The organism is Pseudomonas sp. NPDC087690 (genome assembly GCF_044743175.1).
In the GTDB taxonomy this organism is placed as follows: domain Bacteria; phylum Pseudomonadota; class Gammaproteobacteria; order Pseudomonadales; family Pseudomonadaceae; genus Aquipseudomonas.
Map to the genome: position 1 here is coordinate 65,875 of NZ_JBIUVX010000005.1, position 17,594 is coordinate 83,468.

16 protein-coding genes and 1 pseudogene are annotated in these 17,594 nt (G+C 60.0%); 10 read left to right on the plus strand and 7 right to left on the minus strand.

Going from position 1 to position 17,594, the window contains the following annotated elements; translation table 11 throughout:
* The first annotated feature begins 21 nt into the window (after positions 1-21).
* Entirely contained in the window at positions 22-2,571 is a 2,550-nt protein-coding gene (locus ACIPIZ_RS09655) for a LuxR C-terminal-related transcriptional regulator (protein ID WP_064387966.1), read from the plus strand.
* 21 nt (positions 2,572-2,592) lie between these two features.
* On the opposite strand, the gene ACIPIZ_RS09660 is transcribed toward ACIPIZ_RS09655, so the two are convergent.
* Entirely contained in the window at positions 2,593-3,375 is a 783-nt protein-coding gene (locus ACIPIZ_RS09660; RefSeq protein ID WP_105705524.1) for an IclR family transcriptional regulator, read from the minus strand.
* A gap of 164 nt (positions 3,376-3,539) precedes the next feature.
* Here ACIPIZ_RS09660 and hmgA point away from each other — a divergent pair, with 164 nt between their 5' ends.
* The 4 genes from hmgA to ACIPIZ_RS09680 all read left to right on the plus strand — a co-directional run bounded on the left by hmgA (position 3,540) and on the right by ACIPIZ_RS09680 (position 8,298).
* On the plus strand, positions 3,540-4,844 hold the full coding sequence (hmgA, locus tag ACIPIZ_RS09665) for a homogentisate 1,2-dioxygenase (RefSeq protein WP_401165102.1): 1,305 nt from the start codon (positions 3,540-3,542) through the stop codon (positions 4,842-4,844).
* A 3-nt stretch (positions 4,845-4,847) separates the two neighbouring features.
* Entirely contained in the window at positions 4,848-6,152 is a 1,305-nt protein-coding gene (gene fahA, locus ACIPIZ_RS09670) for a fumarylacetoacetase (RefSeq protein WP_064387963.1), read from the plus strand.
* A 12-nt stretch (positions 6,153-6,164) separates the two neighbouring features.
* Positions 6,165-6,800, plus strand: a complete 636-nt coding sequence (gene maiA / locus ACIPIZ_RS09675; RefSeq protein ID WP_401165105.1) for a maleylacetoacetate isomerase — start codon at positions 6,165-6,167, stop codon at positions 6,798-6,800.
* Between the two features lie 142 nt (positions 6,801-6,942).
* Positions 6,943-8,298 carry an MFS transporter gene (locus tag ACIPIZ_RS09680; protein WP_401165106.1) on the plus strand — a complete coding sequence of 452 codons (1,356 nt, stop codon included), beginning with the start codon at positions 6,943-6,945 and terminating at the stop codon, positions 8,296-8,298.
* 79 nt (positions 8,299-8,377) lie between these two features.
* On the opposite strand, the gene ACIPIZ_RS09685 is transcribed toward ACIPIZ_RS09680, so the two are convergent.
* Positions 8,378-9,181 carry a SirB1 family protein gene (locus ACIPIZ_RS09685; RefSeq protein ID WP_105705532.1) on the minus strand — a complete coding sequence of 268 codons (804 nt, stop codon included), beginning with the start codon at positions 9,179-9,181 and terminating at the stop codon, positions 8,378-8,380.
* A gap of 185 nt (positions 9,182-9,366) precedes the next feature.
* Between ACIPIZ_RS09685 and ACIPIZ_RS09690 the strand changes: the two genes are divergently transcribed.
* Positions 9,367-10,386, plus strand: coding sequence for a Glu/Leu/Phe/Val dehydrogenase dimerization domain-containing protein (locus tag ACIPIZ_RS09690; protein WP_064387959.1), 1,020 nt, complete (start codon positions 9,367-9,369; stop codon positions 10,384-10,386).
* 176 nt (positions 10,387-10,562) lie between these two features.
* On the opposite strand, the pseudogene ACIPIZ_RS09695 reads toward ACIPIZ_RS09690, so the two are convergent.
* Positions 10,563-10,817 (minus strand): annotated as a pseudogene (locus ACIPIZ_RS09695) (YebG family protein); the annotation flags it as partial.
* 138 nt (positions 10,818-10,955) lie between these two features.
* On the opposite strand from ACIPIZ_RS09695, the gene ACIPIZ_RS09700 reads away from it, so the two are divergent.
* Entirely contained in the window at positions 10,956-11,132 is a 177-nt protein-coding gene (locus tag ACIPIZ_RS09700; protein ID WP_163030263.1) for a hypothetical protein, read from the plus strand.
* 11 nt (positions 11,133-11,143) lie between these two features.
* Entirely contained in the window at positions 11,144-11,644 is a 501-nt protein-coding gene (locus ACIPIZ_RS09705) for a phosphate-starvation-inducible protein PsiE (RefSeq protein WP_053117232.1), read from the plus strand.
* On the opposite strand, the gene ACIPIZ_RS09710 is transcribed toward ACIPIZ_RS09705, so the two are convergent.
* From ACIPIZ_RS09710 to ACIPIZ_RS09720, 3 genes are all read right to left on the minus strand, one after another.
* Positions 11,641-11,958 carry a DUF3509 domain-containing protein gene (locus ACIPIZ_RS09710; RefSeq protein ID WP_064387956.1) on the minus strand — a complete coding sequence of 106 codons (318 nt, stop codon included), beginning with the start codon at positions 11,956-11,958 and terminating at the stop codon, positions 11,641-11,643. The genes ACIPIZ_RS09705 and ACIPIZ_RS09710 overlap by 4 nt on opposite strands.
* A 306-nt stretch (positions 11,959-12,264) precedes the next feature.
* Positions 12,265-13,566 (minus strand): serine/threonine transporter, encoded by a 1,302-nt coding sequence (locus ACIPIZ_RS09715; protein ID WP_064387955.1) that lies wholly within the window; start codon positions 13,564-13,566, stop codon positions 12,265-12,267.
* 86 nt (positions 13,567-13,652) lie between these two features.
* Positions 13,653-15,029 carry an L-serine ammonia-lyase gene (locus tag ACIPIZ_RS09720; RefSeq protein ID WP_064387954.1) on the minus strand — a complete coding sequence of 459 codons (1,377 nt, stop codon included), beginning with the start codon at positions 15,027-15,029 and terminating at the stop codon, positions 13,653-13,655.
* Positions 15,030-15,164: 135 nt separating this feature from the next.
* Here ACIPIZ_RS09720 and ACIPIZ_RS09725 point away from each other — a divergent pair, with 135 nt between their 5' ends.
* A complete protein-coding gene (locus tag ACIPIZ_RS09725; protein WP_007914183.1) occupies positions 15,165-16,112 on the plus strand; it encodes a LysR substrate-binding domain-containing protein in 948 nt (315 codons plus the stop codon).
* 200 nt (positions 16,113-16,312) lie between these two features.
* The gene (locus ACIPIZ_RS09730) at positions 16,313-16,720 is read left to right on the plus strand and encodes an HPF/RaiA family ribosome-associated protein (protein WP_064119419.1); all 408 of its coding nucleotides are present in this window, start codon (positions 16,313-16,315) and stop codon (positions 16,718-16,720) included.
* 392 nt (positions 16,721-17,112) lie between these two features.
* On the opposite strand, the gene ACIPIZ_RS09735 is transcribed toward ACIPIZ_RS09730, so the two are convergent.
* The gene (locus ACIPIZ_RS09735; protein ID WP_401165110.1) at positions 17,113-17,481 is read right to left on the minus strand and encodes an endonuclease domain-containing protein; all 369 of its coding nucleotides are present in this window, start codon (positions 17,479-17,481) and stop codon (positions 17,113-17,115) included.
* Between the last annotated feature and the right edge of the window lie 113 nt (positions 17,482-17,594).

The window sequence follows — 17,594 nt, forward strand, 5'->3', positions numbered from 1 at the left end:
AACGATAAAAAGGCTCACCCGATGACCGCCATGACACCGTGCCTGGATCGCCCCGGATTTCTTCCCCGACTGTCCTCTCACCACCAGGCGCGCGCACGCTTGTGCGAACCATTGCTGGCGTCAGTGGCACGGGTGAGGCTGATCTGCGCGCCGGCCGGCAGCGGCAAGAGTGCACTGCTCACCGAATGCCTGTTGCAGGCGCCGGCACAGTGTTCGGTGCACTGGATAGCGCTGGCGGGCGGCGCGCTCAGTAAGGGTGAATTCTGTCGGCGGTTGACGCAAGCGCTGGGCTTGATCGACACGGATGAAGCCGGCCTGGTTGCTGCCCTGGCTCGCTGGTCGGTATCGACGTGGCTGTTTATCGACGATTATTGCCGTCAGCCGGATCCGGTGCTGGATGCTTTGCTCGATCGATTGTTGGCAGTCAGCAGTCCGGCCTTGATCTGGTGGATCGGCACGCGCCGGCGCCCGCAGTGCAACTGGCCGCGCCTGTTGCTCGACGATGAGCTGTATGAGTGTGAACCCGTGACGCTGGCCTTGAGCCAAAGTGAAATCGCTCAGGTGCTGCACCATTTGCCTGCCGAGCAAGCGCTGAGTGTTGCCGGGCGCATTGTGCAACGTACCGGTGGCTGGTGCGCCGGCGTGCGCATGGCGTTGCTGCAAAAGTGCGATTGGGCGCAGAGCAATCAGCCGCAGCAACGGGTGGACACCTTGCTCGATTACCTGCAACACGAACTGTTCAACAGCCTGTCGCCGGAGCTGGCGGAGGCCTGGCGTGTATTGGCGCATTTACCGCGCTTCAATAATGAACTGTGTGAGCATCTGTTCGGAGCCGGCGAAGGCGCGGATCTCTTGCGCACGTTGCACAGCCTCGGCTGTTTTATCGAACCGTGGCAGGATTCGGCGCAATGGCTGCAGATTTTTCCGCCGCTGACCCGTGTGATTCAGCAGTCACGCTGGCCACAGGGGCGCTCTTGGCATCGGCGCGCGTGCCAGTGGTTTACCGCGCGGGAGGACTGGCGCTCGGCGTTCGAGCAAGCTCTTTTGGCCGAAGAGTTCGAGGTGGCGGTGAGCTTGTTGCAGCACTTCACTTTCGAGCATCTGTTTGACGATCAAACGGTAGTGCTGCTGTTGCGCCTGCACGAGCAGCAAGGCGAAGAATTGACGTTGGGCTCGCCGCAATTGGTCGGATTGATGACGGCGGCGCTGCTGTTCGCCGGCCGTTTTGATCAGGCCGCTGCCAGCATCGAACATATGTCGAGATTCGTTCCGCAACCTTCGGCGCAAAAGCAGCGGCAATGGGTGGCGCGATGGCAGGCGCTGCAAGGTTGGTTGCTACATTTGCAGGGGCGAATGGCGCCTGCGCGTGAGCATTTCCGTCAAGCGCTGGCCGAGTTGGCAAGCGATGCCTGGCCTGCGCGGCTGTTGTGCCTGTCGGGGCAAACCCAGCAAGCCTTGCTTTGTGGCGAACTGGAACTGGCCCAGGGCATAAACCGCGAGGCGTTGTGTCTGGCGCGCGCTCAAGGGTCATTGCTGTTCGAGGGGTTGCTGGAGCTCGATCACGCACAACTGCTGGAGCAGCGCGGTGCGCCGGCCCGCGCCGACAGTTTGTTGGCCGGCATGCAGCAATTGCTTTGTCAGCGTGAACATCGCCCTGTGCCGTTGCTCGGTCGCATCGCGTTGCGGCGTGGCAGACTGGCCCTGTGCATGGGTGAGGAAACACGCGCCGCCGAGCTATTCCAGAGGGGGCTGGAGGACTGCCTGCGCAGTCATGACAAGCGCGTGCTGTATGGTTTTCTGGGGCTGGCCCAACTGGCGGCCAATCAGCAGGATTACGCGCGAGCATTTGTGTACCTGCGCGATGCTGAGCGGTTGATGCAGCAGCGGCAGATTCCGGACACGGTGTATCGCGGCGTCTTGTTGCAGGTCAGCAGCCAATTCTGGTTGCAGCAGGGCAGGGCGGAGCTGGCGCATGAAGCGCTGAGCAGGGTATTGCGCCACTTTCAAGGGGCGCAGGCGCGGCAAGCGCCACCGGCGACTCTGGAGCTGATTCCGCGTCTCGAATATCTGTTGCTCACCGCCAGGGCGCAGATGCAGCCTGAGCTGATCGATCTGGTTGAGATCCAGCACGCGTTGATCGGCGCGCAGCAAAAAGGCATGTTGAACCTCGAAGCCGAGTTGCACCTGGTGCTGGCGCAACTCGCCTGGCACAAAGGTGAAGTGTCATTGGCTCAACGAGCGCTGCATCAGGGGCAAGCGTTGGTAGCGCGGTGTCAGTTGCAGCAATCGCTGCTCGAGTGGCGCTTGCGTCATCCTGAAACAACGCTGATCCGCGCAGCCGCCGAGGCCATCGCTGCAACCCCTGCGGTCGGCGCCGAGGCGCTGTTGAGCCGGCGTGAAGTTGAAGTGCTGAAGCTGATTGCCCAAGGCGAGTCCAATCAGAAGATCGCCGAGCAACTGTACATTTCGCTGCATACCGTCAAGACCCATGCGCGCAGGATAAACGCCAAGTTAAGCGTGGAGCGCAGAACGCAAGCGGTGGCAAAGGCTAAAGTGCTCGGGCTGTGTTGATGTGAACAGGGTCGAAGTCAATTAGCCCGCGTCATAGCCCATGCGCCAGCTCACCGCGCGCGTTGCCGCGAGTAAGCGCCGGGCGGCAGGGCCATTTTCGTCAGCGTGAAACAACGAGGTCGGGCCGACAATCGTCAGTACCGCCGCGATCTGGCCGACGGCATTGAACACCGGCGCCGACAACGCATCGACACCGGGCATCAGCAGGCCGTGGACATGATGCAAGCCGCGCGCGCGGATCTGTTCGCACTGCGTCGCGTAGGCTTTGTCATCCTTCAGCGGATGATCGGCTACGGCGATCTCCTTTTCGCGCAGTTCATCGGTTTCCCGATGCGGCAGATATGCGCTGAACACCAATCCCGTCGATGAACTGAGTAGCGGCAGCACCGAGCCCAATTGGGTTACAACGGTCACCGCGCGCACCGCCGGTTCGATGTGCACCACGGTTGCGCCCTGATTGCCCCAGACCGCGAGGAAGCAGGTTTCGTTGAGCTCATCGCGCAATTCGGCCAGTGGCAGGGCGGCGACTTTCAGCACGTCCATACTGTTGAGTGCGGCGAGGCCGACGCGCAGCGCTTCACGGCCAAGACCGTAATGGTTGGTAGCGGCGTTCTGCTCGGCAAATCCGGAGGCGATCAAGGCCTGCAGATAGCGATGCACCTTGCTCGCCGGCATCTGCACATGTTCGGCCAGGCGCGACAACGAAGTCGATGGCGACAACTCGGCCAGGGCCTTGAGGATGTCGGTGCCGACCTCGGCGGAGCGGACTTTCTGTTTGCCATTGCTGTCGCTGGTTTTTTCCATGGTGCGGCCGGGTTCCGATACGAATGGGCGTCTTTATAGCTTGACGCTGGATAGCGAGCAAATTACGTTATGCGTAATCGAATTACGATAATAACAACCCCGGCGTGCCGAAACCTCTGAGCCAGAGCGATGGGCCACTGCCGACTCCCTGTTCAGGAGGCTCCATGAACCTCGATTCAACCGCGCAGGCGCTGGCGTATCAGTCCGGTTTCGGTAACGAATTCAGCTCTGAGGCGTTGCCTGGCGCGCTACCCGTCGGCCAGAACTCCCCGCAAAAAGCCCCGTACGGTCTCTACACCGAATTGTTCTCCGGCACCGCGTTCACCATGACCCGCAGTGAAGCGCGGCGCACCTGGATGTACCGCATTCAGCCGTCGGCCAATCACCCGGCGTTCGTCAAACTGGAACGGAAACTGGCCGGTGGGCCGCTGGGAGAAGTGACGCCCAATCGCCTGCGCTGGAATCCTTTGGAGATCCCGGCCGAGCCGACCGATTTCATTGACGGTCTGGTGAGCATGGCGGCGAACACCGGTGCGGAGAAACCGGCCGGGATCAGCATCTACAACTACGTTGCCAACCGTTCGATGGAGCGCGTGTTCTTCAACGCTGACGGCGAATTGCTGTTGGTGCCGCAACTCGGCCGTCTGCGCATCGCCACTGAATTGGGCGTGCTGGACGTCGCACCGCTGGAAATCGTCGTGCTGCCACGCGGCCTGAAGTTCCGCGTTGAATTGCTCGACCCGCAAGCACGCGGTTACGTCGCCGAAAACCATGGCGCGCCACTGCGCCTGCCGGATCTGGGACCGATCGGCAGCAACGGTCTGGCCAATCCGCGCGACTTCCTGACGCCGGTCGCGGCCTACGAAAACCTCCAGCAACCGACCACGCTGGTGCAGAAATTCCTCGGTCAGTTGTGGGCTACCGAACTCAATCATTCGCCGTTGAACGTGGTCGCCTGGCACGGCAACAACGTGCCGTACAAATACGATCTGCGCCGTTTCAATACGATCGGTACGGTGAGTTTCGATCACCCGGATCCGTCGATCTTCACCGTGCTGACCTCGCCGACCAGCGTGCACGGCCTGGCCAACCTCGACTTCGTGATCTTCCCGCCACGCTGGATGGTCGCTGAAAACACCTTCCGGCCACCGTGGTTCCATCGCAATCTGATGAACGAATTCATGGGCCTGATCCAGGGTGAATACGATGCCAAGGCCGAAGGCTTCGTGCCCGGTGGCGCCTCGCTGCACAGTTGCATGAGCGCGCACGGCCCGGATGGCGAGACCTGCACCAAAGCAATCAACGCCGAACTCAAACCGGCGAAGATCGACAACACCATGGCCTTCATGTTCGAGACCAGCCAGGTGCTGCGCCCAAGCCGCTTCGCCCTCGACTGCCCACAACTGCAATCCACTTACGACGCTTGCTGGGCCACGCTGCCCGCTACGTTCGACCCTACCCGGAGATAACCCATGACGCAGAATTCCATCACTCGCAGTTGGGTCGCTTCGGCCAACGGCCACGCCGATTTCCCGCTGCAGAATCTGCCGCTGGGTGTGTTCAGCCGCGATGGTTCGGCACCGCGCGCTGGGGTGGCGATTGGCGAGCACATCTTCGATCTGCAAGTGGCGCTGGAAGCCGGGCTGTTCGACGGTGCTGCGCGCAGTGCAGTGGAAGCCATGCAGGGCGGACAGCTGAACGCGTTTTTCAATCTCGGTCGCGAGGCGCGTGTTGCCCTGCGTACGCGCCTGCTGGAACTGTTCAGCGAAGGCAGCACGCACCGAGGCAGCATCGAAGCCCAAGGCGCAAAACTGCTGCCATTGGCTGCCGATTGCCAACTGCATCTGCCGGCCCGCATCAGCGATTACACCGACTTCTACGTCGGTATCGAGCACGCGCAAAATGTGGGCAAACTGTTCCGCCCGGACAACCCGCTGCTGCCGAACTACAAGCACGTGCCGATCGGCTATCACGGCCGCGCCTCTACAGTGCGTGCTTCTGGCACCGATGTACGCCGCCCTAAAGGTCAGACCTTGCCGGCGGGAGCGAGCGAGCCGACCTTCGGCCCATGCGCACGCCTGGACTATGAACTGGAACTGGGCATCTGGATCGGTCAGGGCAACGAGATGGGCGACTCGATCGCCATCGGTGATGCCGCTGATCACATCGCCGGTTTCTGCCTGCTCAACGACTGGTCGGCGCGTGATATCCAGGCCTGGGAATACCAGCCGCTGGGGCCGTTCCTGTCGAAGAGTTTCATCACCAGCGTTTCGCCGTGGGTCGTCACTGCCGAAGCGCTGGAACCCTTCCGTACCGCGCAGCCGAAGCGTCCTGAAGGTGATCCGCAACCGTTGCCGTATCTGTTCGACAAGCGTGATCAGGACGGCGGCGCCTTCGACATCGAACTGGAAGTGCTGCTGCTCACCGAAGCCATGCGCGAGCAGAACCTGCCGGCCCATCGCCTGACCCTGAGCAACACCCGTTACATGTACTGGACCGTGGCGCAGATGGTTGCGCATCACAGCGTCAACGGTTGCCAGTTGCAGGCCGGTGACCTGTTCGGCTCGGGCACATTGTCCGGTCCTGAAAACGGTCAGTTCGGCAGCCTGCTGGAAATCACCGAGGGCGGTAAAAAACCGATCGAGCTGGCGTCTGGCGAAGTGCGTAAATTCCTCGAGGACGGTGACGAAATCATCCTTCGCGCACGTTGTGCCCGTGACGGTTTCGCGTCGATCGGCTTCGGTGAGTGCCGCGGCAAAGTGCTCGCGGCGCGCTGACAGGAGCGGCTCATGGATCTCTATACCTACTACCGCTCGACATCGTCTTACCGGGTGCGCATCGCGCTGGCGTTGAAGGGGCTCGACTATCAGGCATTGCCGGTCAACCTGATTGCGCCGGCCGGCGGCGAGCATCGGCAAGCGGCGTATCTGGCGATCAACCCACAGGGCCGCGTGCCGGCCCTGCGTACTGAAAGCGGTGAGTTGCTGATTCAATCGCCGGCGATCATCGAGTATCTGGAGGAGCGTTATCCACAGGTGCCGCTATTGCCGGAAGATCTGGTTGCCCGTGCCCATGTGCGCGGTGTGGCGGCGGTGATCGGTTGCGATGTGCATCCGTTGCACAACGTCAGCGTGCTCAATCGCCTGCGCCAGTCGGGGCAGGACGAGCCGCAGGTGGTCGAGTGGATCAGCCACTGGATCGGTCAAGGGTTGGCGACGGTGGAGGAGTTGATTGGCGACGAGGGTTTCTGTTTCGGCGAGTGGCCTTGTGTGGCGGATGTGTACCTGATTGCGCAGTTGTATGCGGCGGAGCGGTTCAATGTTTCGCTGGAGGCTTACCCGAAAATCCGCCGGGTCGCCGCACTTGCGGCTGAACATCCAGCGTTCATCAAGGCCCATCCCGCCAACCAACCAGACACCCCATAACCCTGTAGGAGTGAGCCTGCTCGCGATGAGGGAGTGTCAGTCACTCATGTTCTGACTGAACCACCGCTATCGCGAGCAGGCTCACTCCTACAAGGGAATATCGCTATTCGCATAATCATAAAAACAAAACAGGTACCTTGCGATGCACAACCAGATTGCCAGCTTCCGGACGGCACTCGACGCCCGTCCTGTGTCCCGCTATCAGTGGTTACTGTTGATCCTGCTCGCGCTGTTGCTGGTCACCGACGGCTACGACGCCCAGGTTCTCGGTTACGTGGTACCTGCTTTGGCGCAGGATTGGGGCCTGGAAAAATCGGCGTTCGGCCCGGTATTCAGTGCCAACCTGCTTGGCCTCACCCTTGGTTCACTGGCGGTTACGCCGCTGGCCGATCGCTTTGGCGTGCGACGGATTCTGCTCGCTTGCGTACTGATCTACGCCACGTTGACCGTGCTGATGGTCTTCGCTGATTCGCTCAATACGCTGATGATCGCGCGCTTTATCTGCGGCATCGGCATGGGCGGGGCGATGCCCAGTGCCATGGCGTTGATGTCGGAATACTCGCCACCGCGTTTGCGCACCTTGATGGTGACGCTGGCGGCCTGTGGCTTTTCATTCGGTGGGGCAGCCGGTGGTTTCGTCGCCGCAGGTTTCATCGACCAATTCGGTTGGCAAGCGGTGTTCCTCGCCGGTGGCGTCACGCCGTTGCTGCTGTTTCCGTTTCTGTGGTGGAAGCTGCCGGAGTCGCTGCCACGTCTGCTGCGTGATGCGCCGCCGTATGCGCGACTGCGCAAAGTCACCGCGCGGATGTTGCCGGACTGGCAGCCACCCGTTGCCAGCCTCGAACAGAACGAACGCGAGCAGGGCAGCAAGCTGACGGTGGTCGAGTTGTTCCGCAACGGCTACGCGCGACCGACCTTGCTGATCTGGGCGACGTTTTTTGTCAGCCTGATCCTGCTGTATTTCATGATCAGCTGGCTGCCGACGCTGCTGCTGGAAAGTGGCCTGAAACTCAACGAAGCCAATCTGGTGACGTCGATGTTCCTGTTCGCCGGTACCCTGGGCGCGATCTGCATGGCCTGGTTCGCCGACCGTTTGAAGCGCAAGGTGCGTTTGCTGTCGGCGGTGTTGGCAGGTGCAGCGCTGTGCACGATTCTGCTCGGACTCAATCATGACAATCCGCGTTATCTGGTGGCCTGCGTTTTCGCCGCTGGCTTCTGCATCATTGGCGGGCAACTGACGTTGAATGCCTTTGCCAGCAATTTCTATCCGGCGCATGTGCGCGCGACCGGTACCGGTTGGGCGTTGGGCGTGGGGCGTTTTGGTTCAATCCTCGGGCCGCTGTTCGGCAGCCTGCTGCTGGCGATGCACATTCCGGTGGAGCAGATTTTCTTTTTCTGCGCGATTCCGGCGGTGATTGCTGCGCTGCTGATCATTCAGGTGCGTTCGCCCTCCGAAAATGGTTCGGCGGTGGGTGTCGGGACGCCGGTCAAATCCTGAAGATCGAAAGATCGCAGCCTGCGGCAGCTCCTACATGAGATCACCTGTAGGAGCTGCCGCAGGCTGCGATCTTTTGCATTTAATGGACCACGGAATTGGGCGGCAGGTGGCCGAGGCGTTCGGTCAGGCGCAGTCGTTGAATCGGGTCGTCGCTCAGCAGCAGGGCATGCTCAAGGTCGAAGCGTTCGGCATTCGGGCAATCAAGCCGCTGATACAGACTGGCCCGCGCCAGGTAATCGGCGGCAGCGCCATCGCCCAACTCGAGTACGCGCTCGGCGTCGATCAATGCGGCAATAAAGTCATCATGCGTCAGGTGCAACTGGCGCAAGTTGCGCGACAGGCGCTGGAGCATCTGCACCGGCGTGGCGGTCAACAGGTGCTCGGCGTTGATTTTCATGTTCGGCCCGTATTGGCGCTGCAACAGTTCGCGACAATCATTCGGATACAGGCGTCGACCGCCGCAAGGATCGAGCAAATGATCCGCGCCGGGTACGCGTAATAAAAAATGCCCGGGGAAATTGACGCCGACCAGTGGAATCTCCAGGCCGCGTGCCAGTTCGAGGGCAATCAACGCCAGCGCCAGGGGCTGACCGCGCCGCGTCTGCAAGACTTTATGAAGCAACGCCGCCTGCGGGCGCAGCGGCAAGAAGTCGTCCTGGGCGAATCCCAGTTCAATCATGCGCCGCAGCAGCGGCTGCGCCAGTTCACTGACCGGCAGCATCGGCAAACCGTAGCTGACCTTTTGTTGCAGCTCTTTGAAATCGAGCAAGAGTACCGCGGGATCGACGGCTTTATCGTGCTCGGCCGCGATCCACAGCGCGGCTTCGAACAGCGCGGGTGGTGAGCGGTGCAGACAGTCGAAAAAACGTTGGCGCGGACTCATTGAAATCTCCGGGGAATGCCTCGTTTTAGCCCCGTCCGTGTCATTCGTCCAGTGCCTGGGTTCGCCGCGCAACGGTTATGCCGCAAAGCGCTTGTCGCTACGGGCGCTTATTCCGGTGCGCTCCAGCAATTTTCAGGCGCAGGCCTATACTGGCGTTCTACAAGAAGTGATTCGGGAGCCCAACGATGTTTGCGCTCATGCAAAGCACTCGCCTGGAATCGCTGCACCTTAGCGTTGACCCGGTGTCCGGGTTGAAGGCGGTCATTGCCATTCATAACAGTCGCCTCGGGCCAGCCTTGGGCGGATGTCGTTACCTTGCCTACCCCAATGACGAATCGGCTGTCGAGGACGCCATTCGCCTCGCCCAGGGCATGAGCTACAAGGCTGCGCTGGCGGGGCTGGAGCAGGGCGGCGGCGTCGCCGTGATCGTGCGTGCGGCGCATGTGGAGAACCGCGCAGCGCTGTTTGAAGCGTTCGGTCGCTGCATCGATCAGCTCGATGGCCGCTACATCACTGCCATCGACAGCGGCACCTCGGTGGCCGACATGGACTGCATCGCCCAACAGACCCAACACGTCACCAGCACAACCTCGGCCGGCGACCCGGCCCCGCACGCGGCGATGGGGGTGTTCACCGGCATTCGCGCGACGGCCATGGCTCGTCTGGGCAGCGATAACCTCGAAGGCTTGCGCGTGGCTATCCAGGGGCTGGGCAACGTCGGTTTCGCCTTGGCCGAACAACTGCATGCGGCGGGCGCCGAACTATTGGTCAGCGACATCGACCACGGTAAGGTGCAGTTGGCGATGGAGCAGCTCAATGCCCACCCGATCGCCAACGATGCGTTGCTCAGTACGCCTTGCGACATTCTTGCGCCGTGCGGTCTGGGCGCAGTTCTGAACAGTCACACCGTCACGCAATTGCGTTGCTCGGCAGTGGCGGGCTCAGCGAACAATCAACTGACGCATCTGGACGTGGCTGATCATCTGGAGCGGCGCGGAATTCTGTATGCGCCGGATTATGTGATCAACGCCGGAGGGTTGATCTATGTTTCGCTAAAGCATCGCGGAGAGGAATTGCCGACGATCACCGCGCATCTGTCGAAGATCAGTTCGCGGTTGACCGAGGTGTTCGCCCATGCGCAGGCGGAGAAGCGTTCGCCGGCGCGGGTGGCGGATGAGTTGGCGGAAAAGGTTTTGTATCGCTGAAAAGCAAAACATCGCAGCCTTCGGCAGCTCCTACATTTGGAATATTTATCCCTGTAGGAGCTGCCGAAGGCTGCGATCTTTTGATGTGGAGCTGATTACTTCGGCGCTTTTGCCGCTTTAGCAGGCTTGGCCAGCGCTTCAACTGCTTCCACCACCTCAGCTTGTTCAGCAGCCTCGGCCGGGGCGTTGAGCAGCTCGGACAATGCGTCAGGCTGGCTCTTGAATGCCCGGGCGAACACATCGCGGTTCTTCGCCATGTAGATCCCGGCTTCCTCCACTTGCTGCTCCGTCAGGGACGGAACGGCTTTTTGCAGCACATCGGCCAGATATTCGGCCAGTTCGAGCATTTTGTCATGACGGTCAGCTTCGGCTTTATCCATGAACAAGCGCTCCAGATCTCGGCTGCTGCGGTATACCACTTCGACGGCCATTCACCACCTCACATGCCTTCACATTAAGTTGTCTTGACGACTACTGTATCCATATACAGCGAAAAGGATAAGCGAATCCCTGCGCCATGGGTAGTGGCTTTTTAATGTAGACCGGATTTCGGGTTTGTCAGGGAGACCGTGTCGCTGCATTCGCGAGCAGGCTCGCTCCCACAAAAGCACAGCGGTGCGACCAAACGCCACGGCGCGGGTTTCGCGGCGGCTCGCCATGATGGCGTGGCCTCTTTTCTGCATGAAAACCGTTACGTGCAGAAAACCGTCACGTCCAACACGCATCATCCGCTCGAATCGGGCTAAGGAACCTCATCGTGAAAATCAACTGGGCCGAGAAACTGCGGCAAAACGTGCATCAACTGGCCGAGTCCCTGGGCAACCTGTTCGTCGAGACCTTCCACTACCTGGCGCTGTTTGCCATCGGTGCGGTGACGGCATACGCGGCGGTGATGGAGTTTCTCGGCATGCTCGAGGAAGGCCACATCAAGATCGATGACATTCTGTTGCTGTTCATCTATCTCGAACTGGGGGCGATGGTCGGGATTTATTTCAAGACCAACCACATGCCGGTGCGCTTCCTGATCTACGTGGCGATCACTGCGCTGACCCGTTTGCTGATCTCCAACGTCTCGCACCACAACCCGCCGGACATGGGCATCATCTACCTGTGCGGCGGGATTCTGCTGCTGGCGCTGGCGATTCTGGTGGTGCGTTACGCTTCGTCACAATTTCCTTCGGTGAAGATCGAGAAACCGCAGCGCACCCTCGGTACAGGTTCCAGCGAGCATCCTGAAGTCGAAAAGGGCGAGCTTTAAAGCCCGGCCGTCGGTCGGGGCTGGCCGATGACGCGTGGCGGTGGCGGGGTCAGCCCGGTGCCGCTGGTCATCGCTTCGAGGATTGCCATGGCGCTGTGACCCTGTTCGATGGCGATGCCGAATTGAATGCTCTGCACCAGGCGCTTGAGGCGCGCAGGATCGTTGCGCTGCTCGGCACTGATCATGCGTTTGGCCACGATGTGACCGCTGTTGGACAGGGTCAGCATGATGCTGCCGTCCAGGCCCTGAATGCTCAGATTGATCTGATAGTCCGGCGCGAAGGCATCGGTAATGATCTGAAAAGGGTTGTCCATGATGCGTCACCGCCTGATTGAACGTGCAGTTGTTGACCGGCCGTGATCGGGTTGGTTCGCCAAACCGGATCACCGGCCATTCCGTGTCCTGTCCTGGTTACTCATGTAGGAGCTGCCGAAGGCTGCGATCTTTTGATCTTCAATGTTTTGATTTCGGTCATGAAGGTCAAAAGATCGCAGCCTCGTTTCACTCGACAGCTCCTACAGGGGGAGTTTGCAAGGGCTGTGCCGGGAAAATTGTCGAACAATGAACACGGGCATAAAAAAAGGCGAGCCACATGGCTCGCCTTTTTTTATGGCGCGTTTTCAGGGCAGAAACGAGTAGATGATCGCTGACAGTGCAATCAGGCCGATCAGAACCACAAACACGTTGGAAGCCTGGCCGGAATACTGGCGCAAGGCCGGCACGCGGCGGATGGCGTACATCGGCATCAGGAACAACAGGCAGGCAATCACCGGCCCGCCGAGGGTTTCGATCATGCCGAGAATGCTTGGGTTGAACGTTGCCACCGCCCAGCAGCTGAGGATCATGAACAGCGCGGTCGCTCGGTTCAGCCAGCTCGCCGACATCACCCGGCCACGGCTGCGCAGGCTTTTCACGATCATGCCCTGAAAGCCTTCGCTGGCGCCGATGTAGTGACCGAGGAAGGATTTGGTGATCGCCACCAGTGCAATCAGCGGCGCGGCGTAAGCGATGACCGGAGTCTGGAAGTGGTTGGCCAGGTACGACAGGATCGAAATATTCTGCGCCTTCGCCGCTGCCAGATCTGCCGGCGACAACGCCAGCACACAGCTGAAGCAGAAGAACATCACCGTGATGACCATCATGCCGTGAGCCATGGCAAGGATGCCGCTGCTCTTGCGTTCGGCCTGATCGCCGTAACGTTGCTTCTGATCAACGGCGAAGGCGGAAATGATCGGCGAATGGTTGAACGAGAACACCATTACCGGGATCGCCAGCCACATTGTCTTGAGGAACACCGACATCGGCATCGCCTCTTGGGCGCTGGCGAAAAACGCGCCATTCCAGTTCGGGACCAGGCTGACCGCGAGCAGCAGCAAGGCGGCGACGAACGGGTAAACCAGCACGCTCATGGCTTTGACGATGACGCTCTGGCCACAGCGGACAATGGCCATCAGACCCAGAATCAACGCCAGCGAGAGGATCGCCCGAGGCGGCGGGGCGATGTGCAGTTGGTGTTCGAGGAAGCTGCTCAAGGTGTTGGTCAGCGCCACGCTGTACACCAGCAGGATCGGGAAGATCGCGAAGAAATACAGCAACGTGATCAACTTGCCGGCGCCGATGCCGAAGTGTTCTTCGACCACCTCGGTGATGTCCCCGGAGCGCCCGGACAGCACGAAGCGAGTCAGGCCCCTGTGGGCAAAAAACGTCATCGGGAAGGCCAGCACGGCGAGAATCAGCAACGGCCAGAAACCGCCGACACCGGCGTTGATCGGCAGGAACAAGGTGCCAGCACCGATCGCCGTGCCGTACAGGCCAAGCATCCAGGTGGTGTCGAATTTGCTCCAGCCCTTGTGGGTGGTTTCTGTATTGCGTGTGCGGTCTACAGCGGGTTTTTCGGCAGCAGGTGTACGTACATCGGTCATCGGTATCGCCTCGTTATTATTCTTGCTCGGGCTCACGGTTGGCAGACCGTCGAATGCGGTCTGCCGGGGCAGTCAGGGAATGCGCCTCAGCACTCCACCCAGTTCACAGCCAGGCCGCCCCGTGAAGTCTCTTTGTATTTGTCATGCATGTCGGCACCGGTGTCGCGCATGGTGCGGATCACCCGGTCGAGGGAAATGAAGTGGTTGCCGTCGCCGCGCAGGGCCATTTGCGTAGCGTTGATCGCTTTTACGGCGGCGATGGCGTTGCGCTCGATGCAAGGCACTTGCACCAGGCCGCCGACTGGGTCGCAGGTCAGGCCAAGGTTGTGCTCAAGGCCGATTTCGGCGGCGTTTTCCAGTTGCTCCGGGGTGGCGCCGAGCACGTCAGCCAGACCGGCAGCGGCCATCGCGCAGGCCGAACCGACTTCGCCCTGGCAGCCGACTTCAGCGCCGGAAATCGAGGCATTTTTCTTACAGAGAATGCCGACGGCGGCCGCGCCCAAGAAGAAAGCGACGACGTCATCGTCAGACGCATCCGGATTGAATTTCATGTAGTAGTGCAGAACCGCCGGGATGATCCCCGCTGCACCGTTGGTCGGTGCGGTGACCATGCGCCCGCCCGCGGCGTTTTCTTCGTTGACGGCGAGGGCGAACAGGTTGACCCATTCCATCGCCGACAGCGTCGAACTGATCACGTTCGGCTTGCCGATTTCCAACAGGCTGCGATGCAATTTCGCGGCGCGGCGCGGCACATTCAGCCCGCCGGGCAGGATGCCTTCGTGTCGCAAACCCTGTTCGACGCATTCGCGCATCACCGACCAGATGTGCAGCAGGCCCTGACGGATTTCCGCGTCAGTGCGCCACGCACGCTCGTTGGCCATCATCAGTTCGGAGACGCGCAGGTTGTGCTGTTTGCACAGTGCAAGCAGTTCGGCGGCGCTGGAGAAGTCGTACGGCAACGCCACATCACCGGCCGGCGCTACGCCGGACTCCGCTTCGGCCGCTTCGATAATGAAACCGCCGCCGACCGAGTAGTACGTTTGCTCGAACAGCTCAGCCGTTTCGCCAAAGGCTGTCAGCGACATGGCGTTGGGGTGGTAGGGCAGGCTCTCGTCCAGCAGCAGGAGATCGCGCTGCCAGTCGAAGGCAATTTCTCTTTGCCCGGCGAGGGACAGTTGGCCTGTCTCGCGCAATTGCTGGATGCGTGGATCGATGGTCGCCGGATCGATGCTGTCCGGCCACTCACCCATCAGGCCCATGACCGTGGCGCGGTCAGTGGCATGACCGACGCCAGTAGCCGACAGCGAGCCGTATAAGCGGATTTCCACACGACGCACATCGTTCAACAAATGCTGATCAATCAGCGCCTGAGCGAAGGTCGCGGCAGCACGCATCGGGCCGACGGTGTGGGAACTGGACGGGCCGATGCCGACTTTGAATAGATCGAAAACACTGATAGCCATGCTAAACCCTTACAAGCAATGGAGTAGGAATCGCTGCCATTTTTTGTAGGACAAGCGCAATGTCGGCGATACTGCCTACCTCGGTCCTACGTGACTAACGAAACTTCCTAAGTAAGCCTTTAGCAGGACTAAACGATGAGTCGTCAATTGCATGCCCAGACATACGTCTGGCTGCAGGTGTTTTCCTGTGCCGCGCGGCACCTGTCGTTCACCCGCTGTGCGGAAGAGCTGCACATCACGCCGGGAGCGGTCAGCCAGCAGATTCGCCAACTGGAGGAGCGCCTCGGTTTTCGCCTGTTTCACCGGCGTGCGCGCGGCGTGGAATTGAGTGCAGAAGGGCAGCGGTTGGCCATTACCGTCAACGAGGCGTACGGCAGCATTGATGCGGAATTGCGTCGACTGGATGCCGGGATGATCAGCGGAATCTTGCGGGTGCGTTCGATTCCCTCGTTCTTGAGCAAGTGGCTGACGCCGCGTTTGCCACGTCTGCAGCAGCGCTATCCGGACATTCAGCTACGGCTGGTGGCCGAGGACAGCAGCGTGCCGTTGCACGAGGGTGACTTTGATCTGGCTATCGACTTGAACGACGGCAGTTACCCGGGGTTGTTATCCACAGCGTTGCTCGATGAGCAGATTTTCCCGGTGTGCGCGCCGAGCCTGTTGCGTGGACGACCGCCACTGCATGGGCCGGCGGATCTGGTGCATTTTCCGCTGCTGCACGACATCACTGCCTGGCGTGGCAGTTATGAATACGCGGAATGGGAATTTTATTTGAACGCGATCGGCTTCGAGGGCGCCGACGTACGGCGCGGGCACACTTTCAATCGCAATCACCTGACCATCGAAGCGGCGATTGCCGGTATGGGCGTGGCGATTGCCCGGCGCACGTTGCTCAACGATGAGCTGGAACGGGGGACGTTGATTGTGCCGTTCGGCCTGTCGGTGCCCAATCACAAACGCTACGTGTTGCTCTATGCGCCGGGGGCCTTGAGCCATCCGGGCGTGCGTGCGGTGCATGATTGGCTGGTGGAAGAGGCGGGGATTTTTCGCAGCTTGCACCCGTTGAACGACGGGCAATTGTGAGCAAATTTTGCCGGATTGCAAAGCGACCCAACTCCCGACCTTAACAATGCTTTGCTCGGTTGTCCGGCTTTTTTTGCGAATGAATATTTATCTTTTTTCAGGGGTTGAAATGTTCGCCGGTCGGGCCGATTGTTGTAACCAGGAGGTCAGGAAATTCAACTCAAGGCCTCTCACGAGCTAGCTGAAATAAGGGATGAACTATGCAAATCCAAGTCAACAGCGATAACCATGTTCAAGGCAGTAAACGACTGGAGGAGTGGGTACGTACAACCATTGAGAGCACGCTCGACCGTTATGAAGAAGACCTGACCCGTGTCGAAGTCCACCTGAGCGACGAGAACGGTGACAAACCAGGTCCCCATGACTTGCGCTGCCAACTGGAAGCGCGGCCAAAAGGCCATCAACCGATTTCCGTGACCCATAAAGCCGATTCGCTGGAACAGGCAATCGACGGCGCTGCCGAAAAACTCGAGCACGCACTGGAGCACCTGTTCGGCAAACTGCGAGGTAAACCACGCGCCGCTGTAGTGCCATTCACCGGCAAGGCCAATGACAAGCTCTTGGCGGAAGAATTTGATGAGAATGAGCAGGCAGCGATCAACAGTTGATGCGCTGATTTTGTAAGCCACCCAATGAGAACGGGCCTGCGGAAGCAGGCCCGTTTTTGTTTGTGGCGGTTTTTGCGCAGGGCATAAGAGAGCGGCCCCTCACCCCAGCCCTCTCCCTCCGGGAGAGGGGGCCGACCGAGGTGTCTGAAGAGGTACGTTGACCTGAAAGACGGAGTCGATTATGGATTCGGCTGATGTACTTTCAGGTTTATGAATTTCTGAAGCATCCCGCCATCAGTGCCCCCTCTCTCCGGGAGAGGGGGCCGACCGAGGTGTCTGAAGAGGTACGTCGACTTGAGAGACCGAGTCGATTATGGATTCGGTCCAATACGTTCAGGTCGATGCATTTCTAAAGCATCCCCCGGTCAGTCCCCTCTCCCTCTGGGAGAGGGTTAGGGTGAGGGCATTTTTCGATTCGCCGCAATTCTTATGATTTGCTCTAGCACATCGTCCATCTGCTGGATCATCTCAAAATTACTGAAGCGCACGACTTCAATGCCCTTTTGGTTCAGATAGCGTGTCCGGCGCTGGTCATGAATCAGTCCCGAGGTTTCATAGTGCTGACCACCGTCCAGTTCAATCGCCAATTTCAGCTCGGCACAGTAAAAGTCCAGCACATAGGGCGGACAGGGAAACTGCCGGCGAAATTTCAGATTGGCGATCTGGCGGGAGCGGAGTTTTTGCCACAGCAGGTGTTCGCAGTCGGTTTGATTGACGCGTAGATGGCGAGCGAATTGGGCGAGGGTAGGGCGAGTTTGCATGCTTCACGATCCTTGTGAAGTTGGTTTGAAGTTTTACTTTAGACCATGACCCGCTGACCTGCTGACCCTCACCCCAGCCCTCCCGAAACGTCGGACCGCCCGGAGGGAGAGGG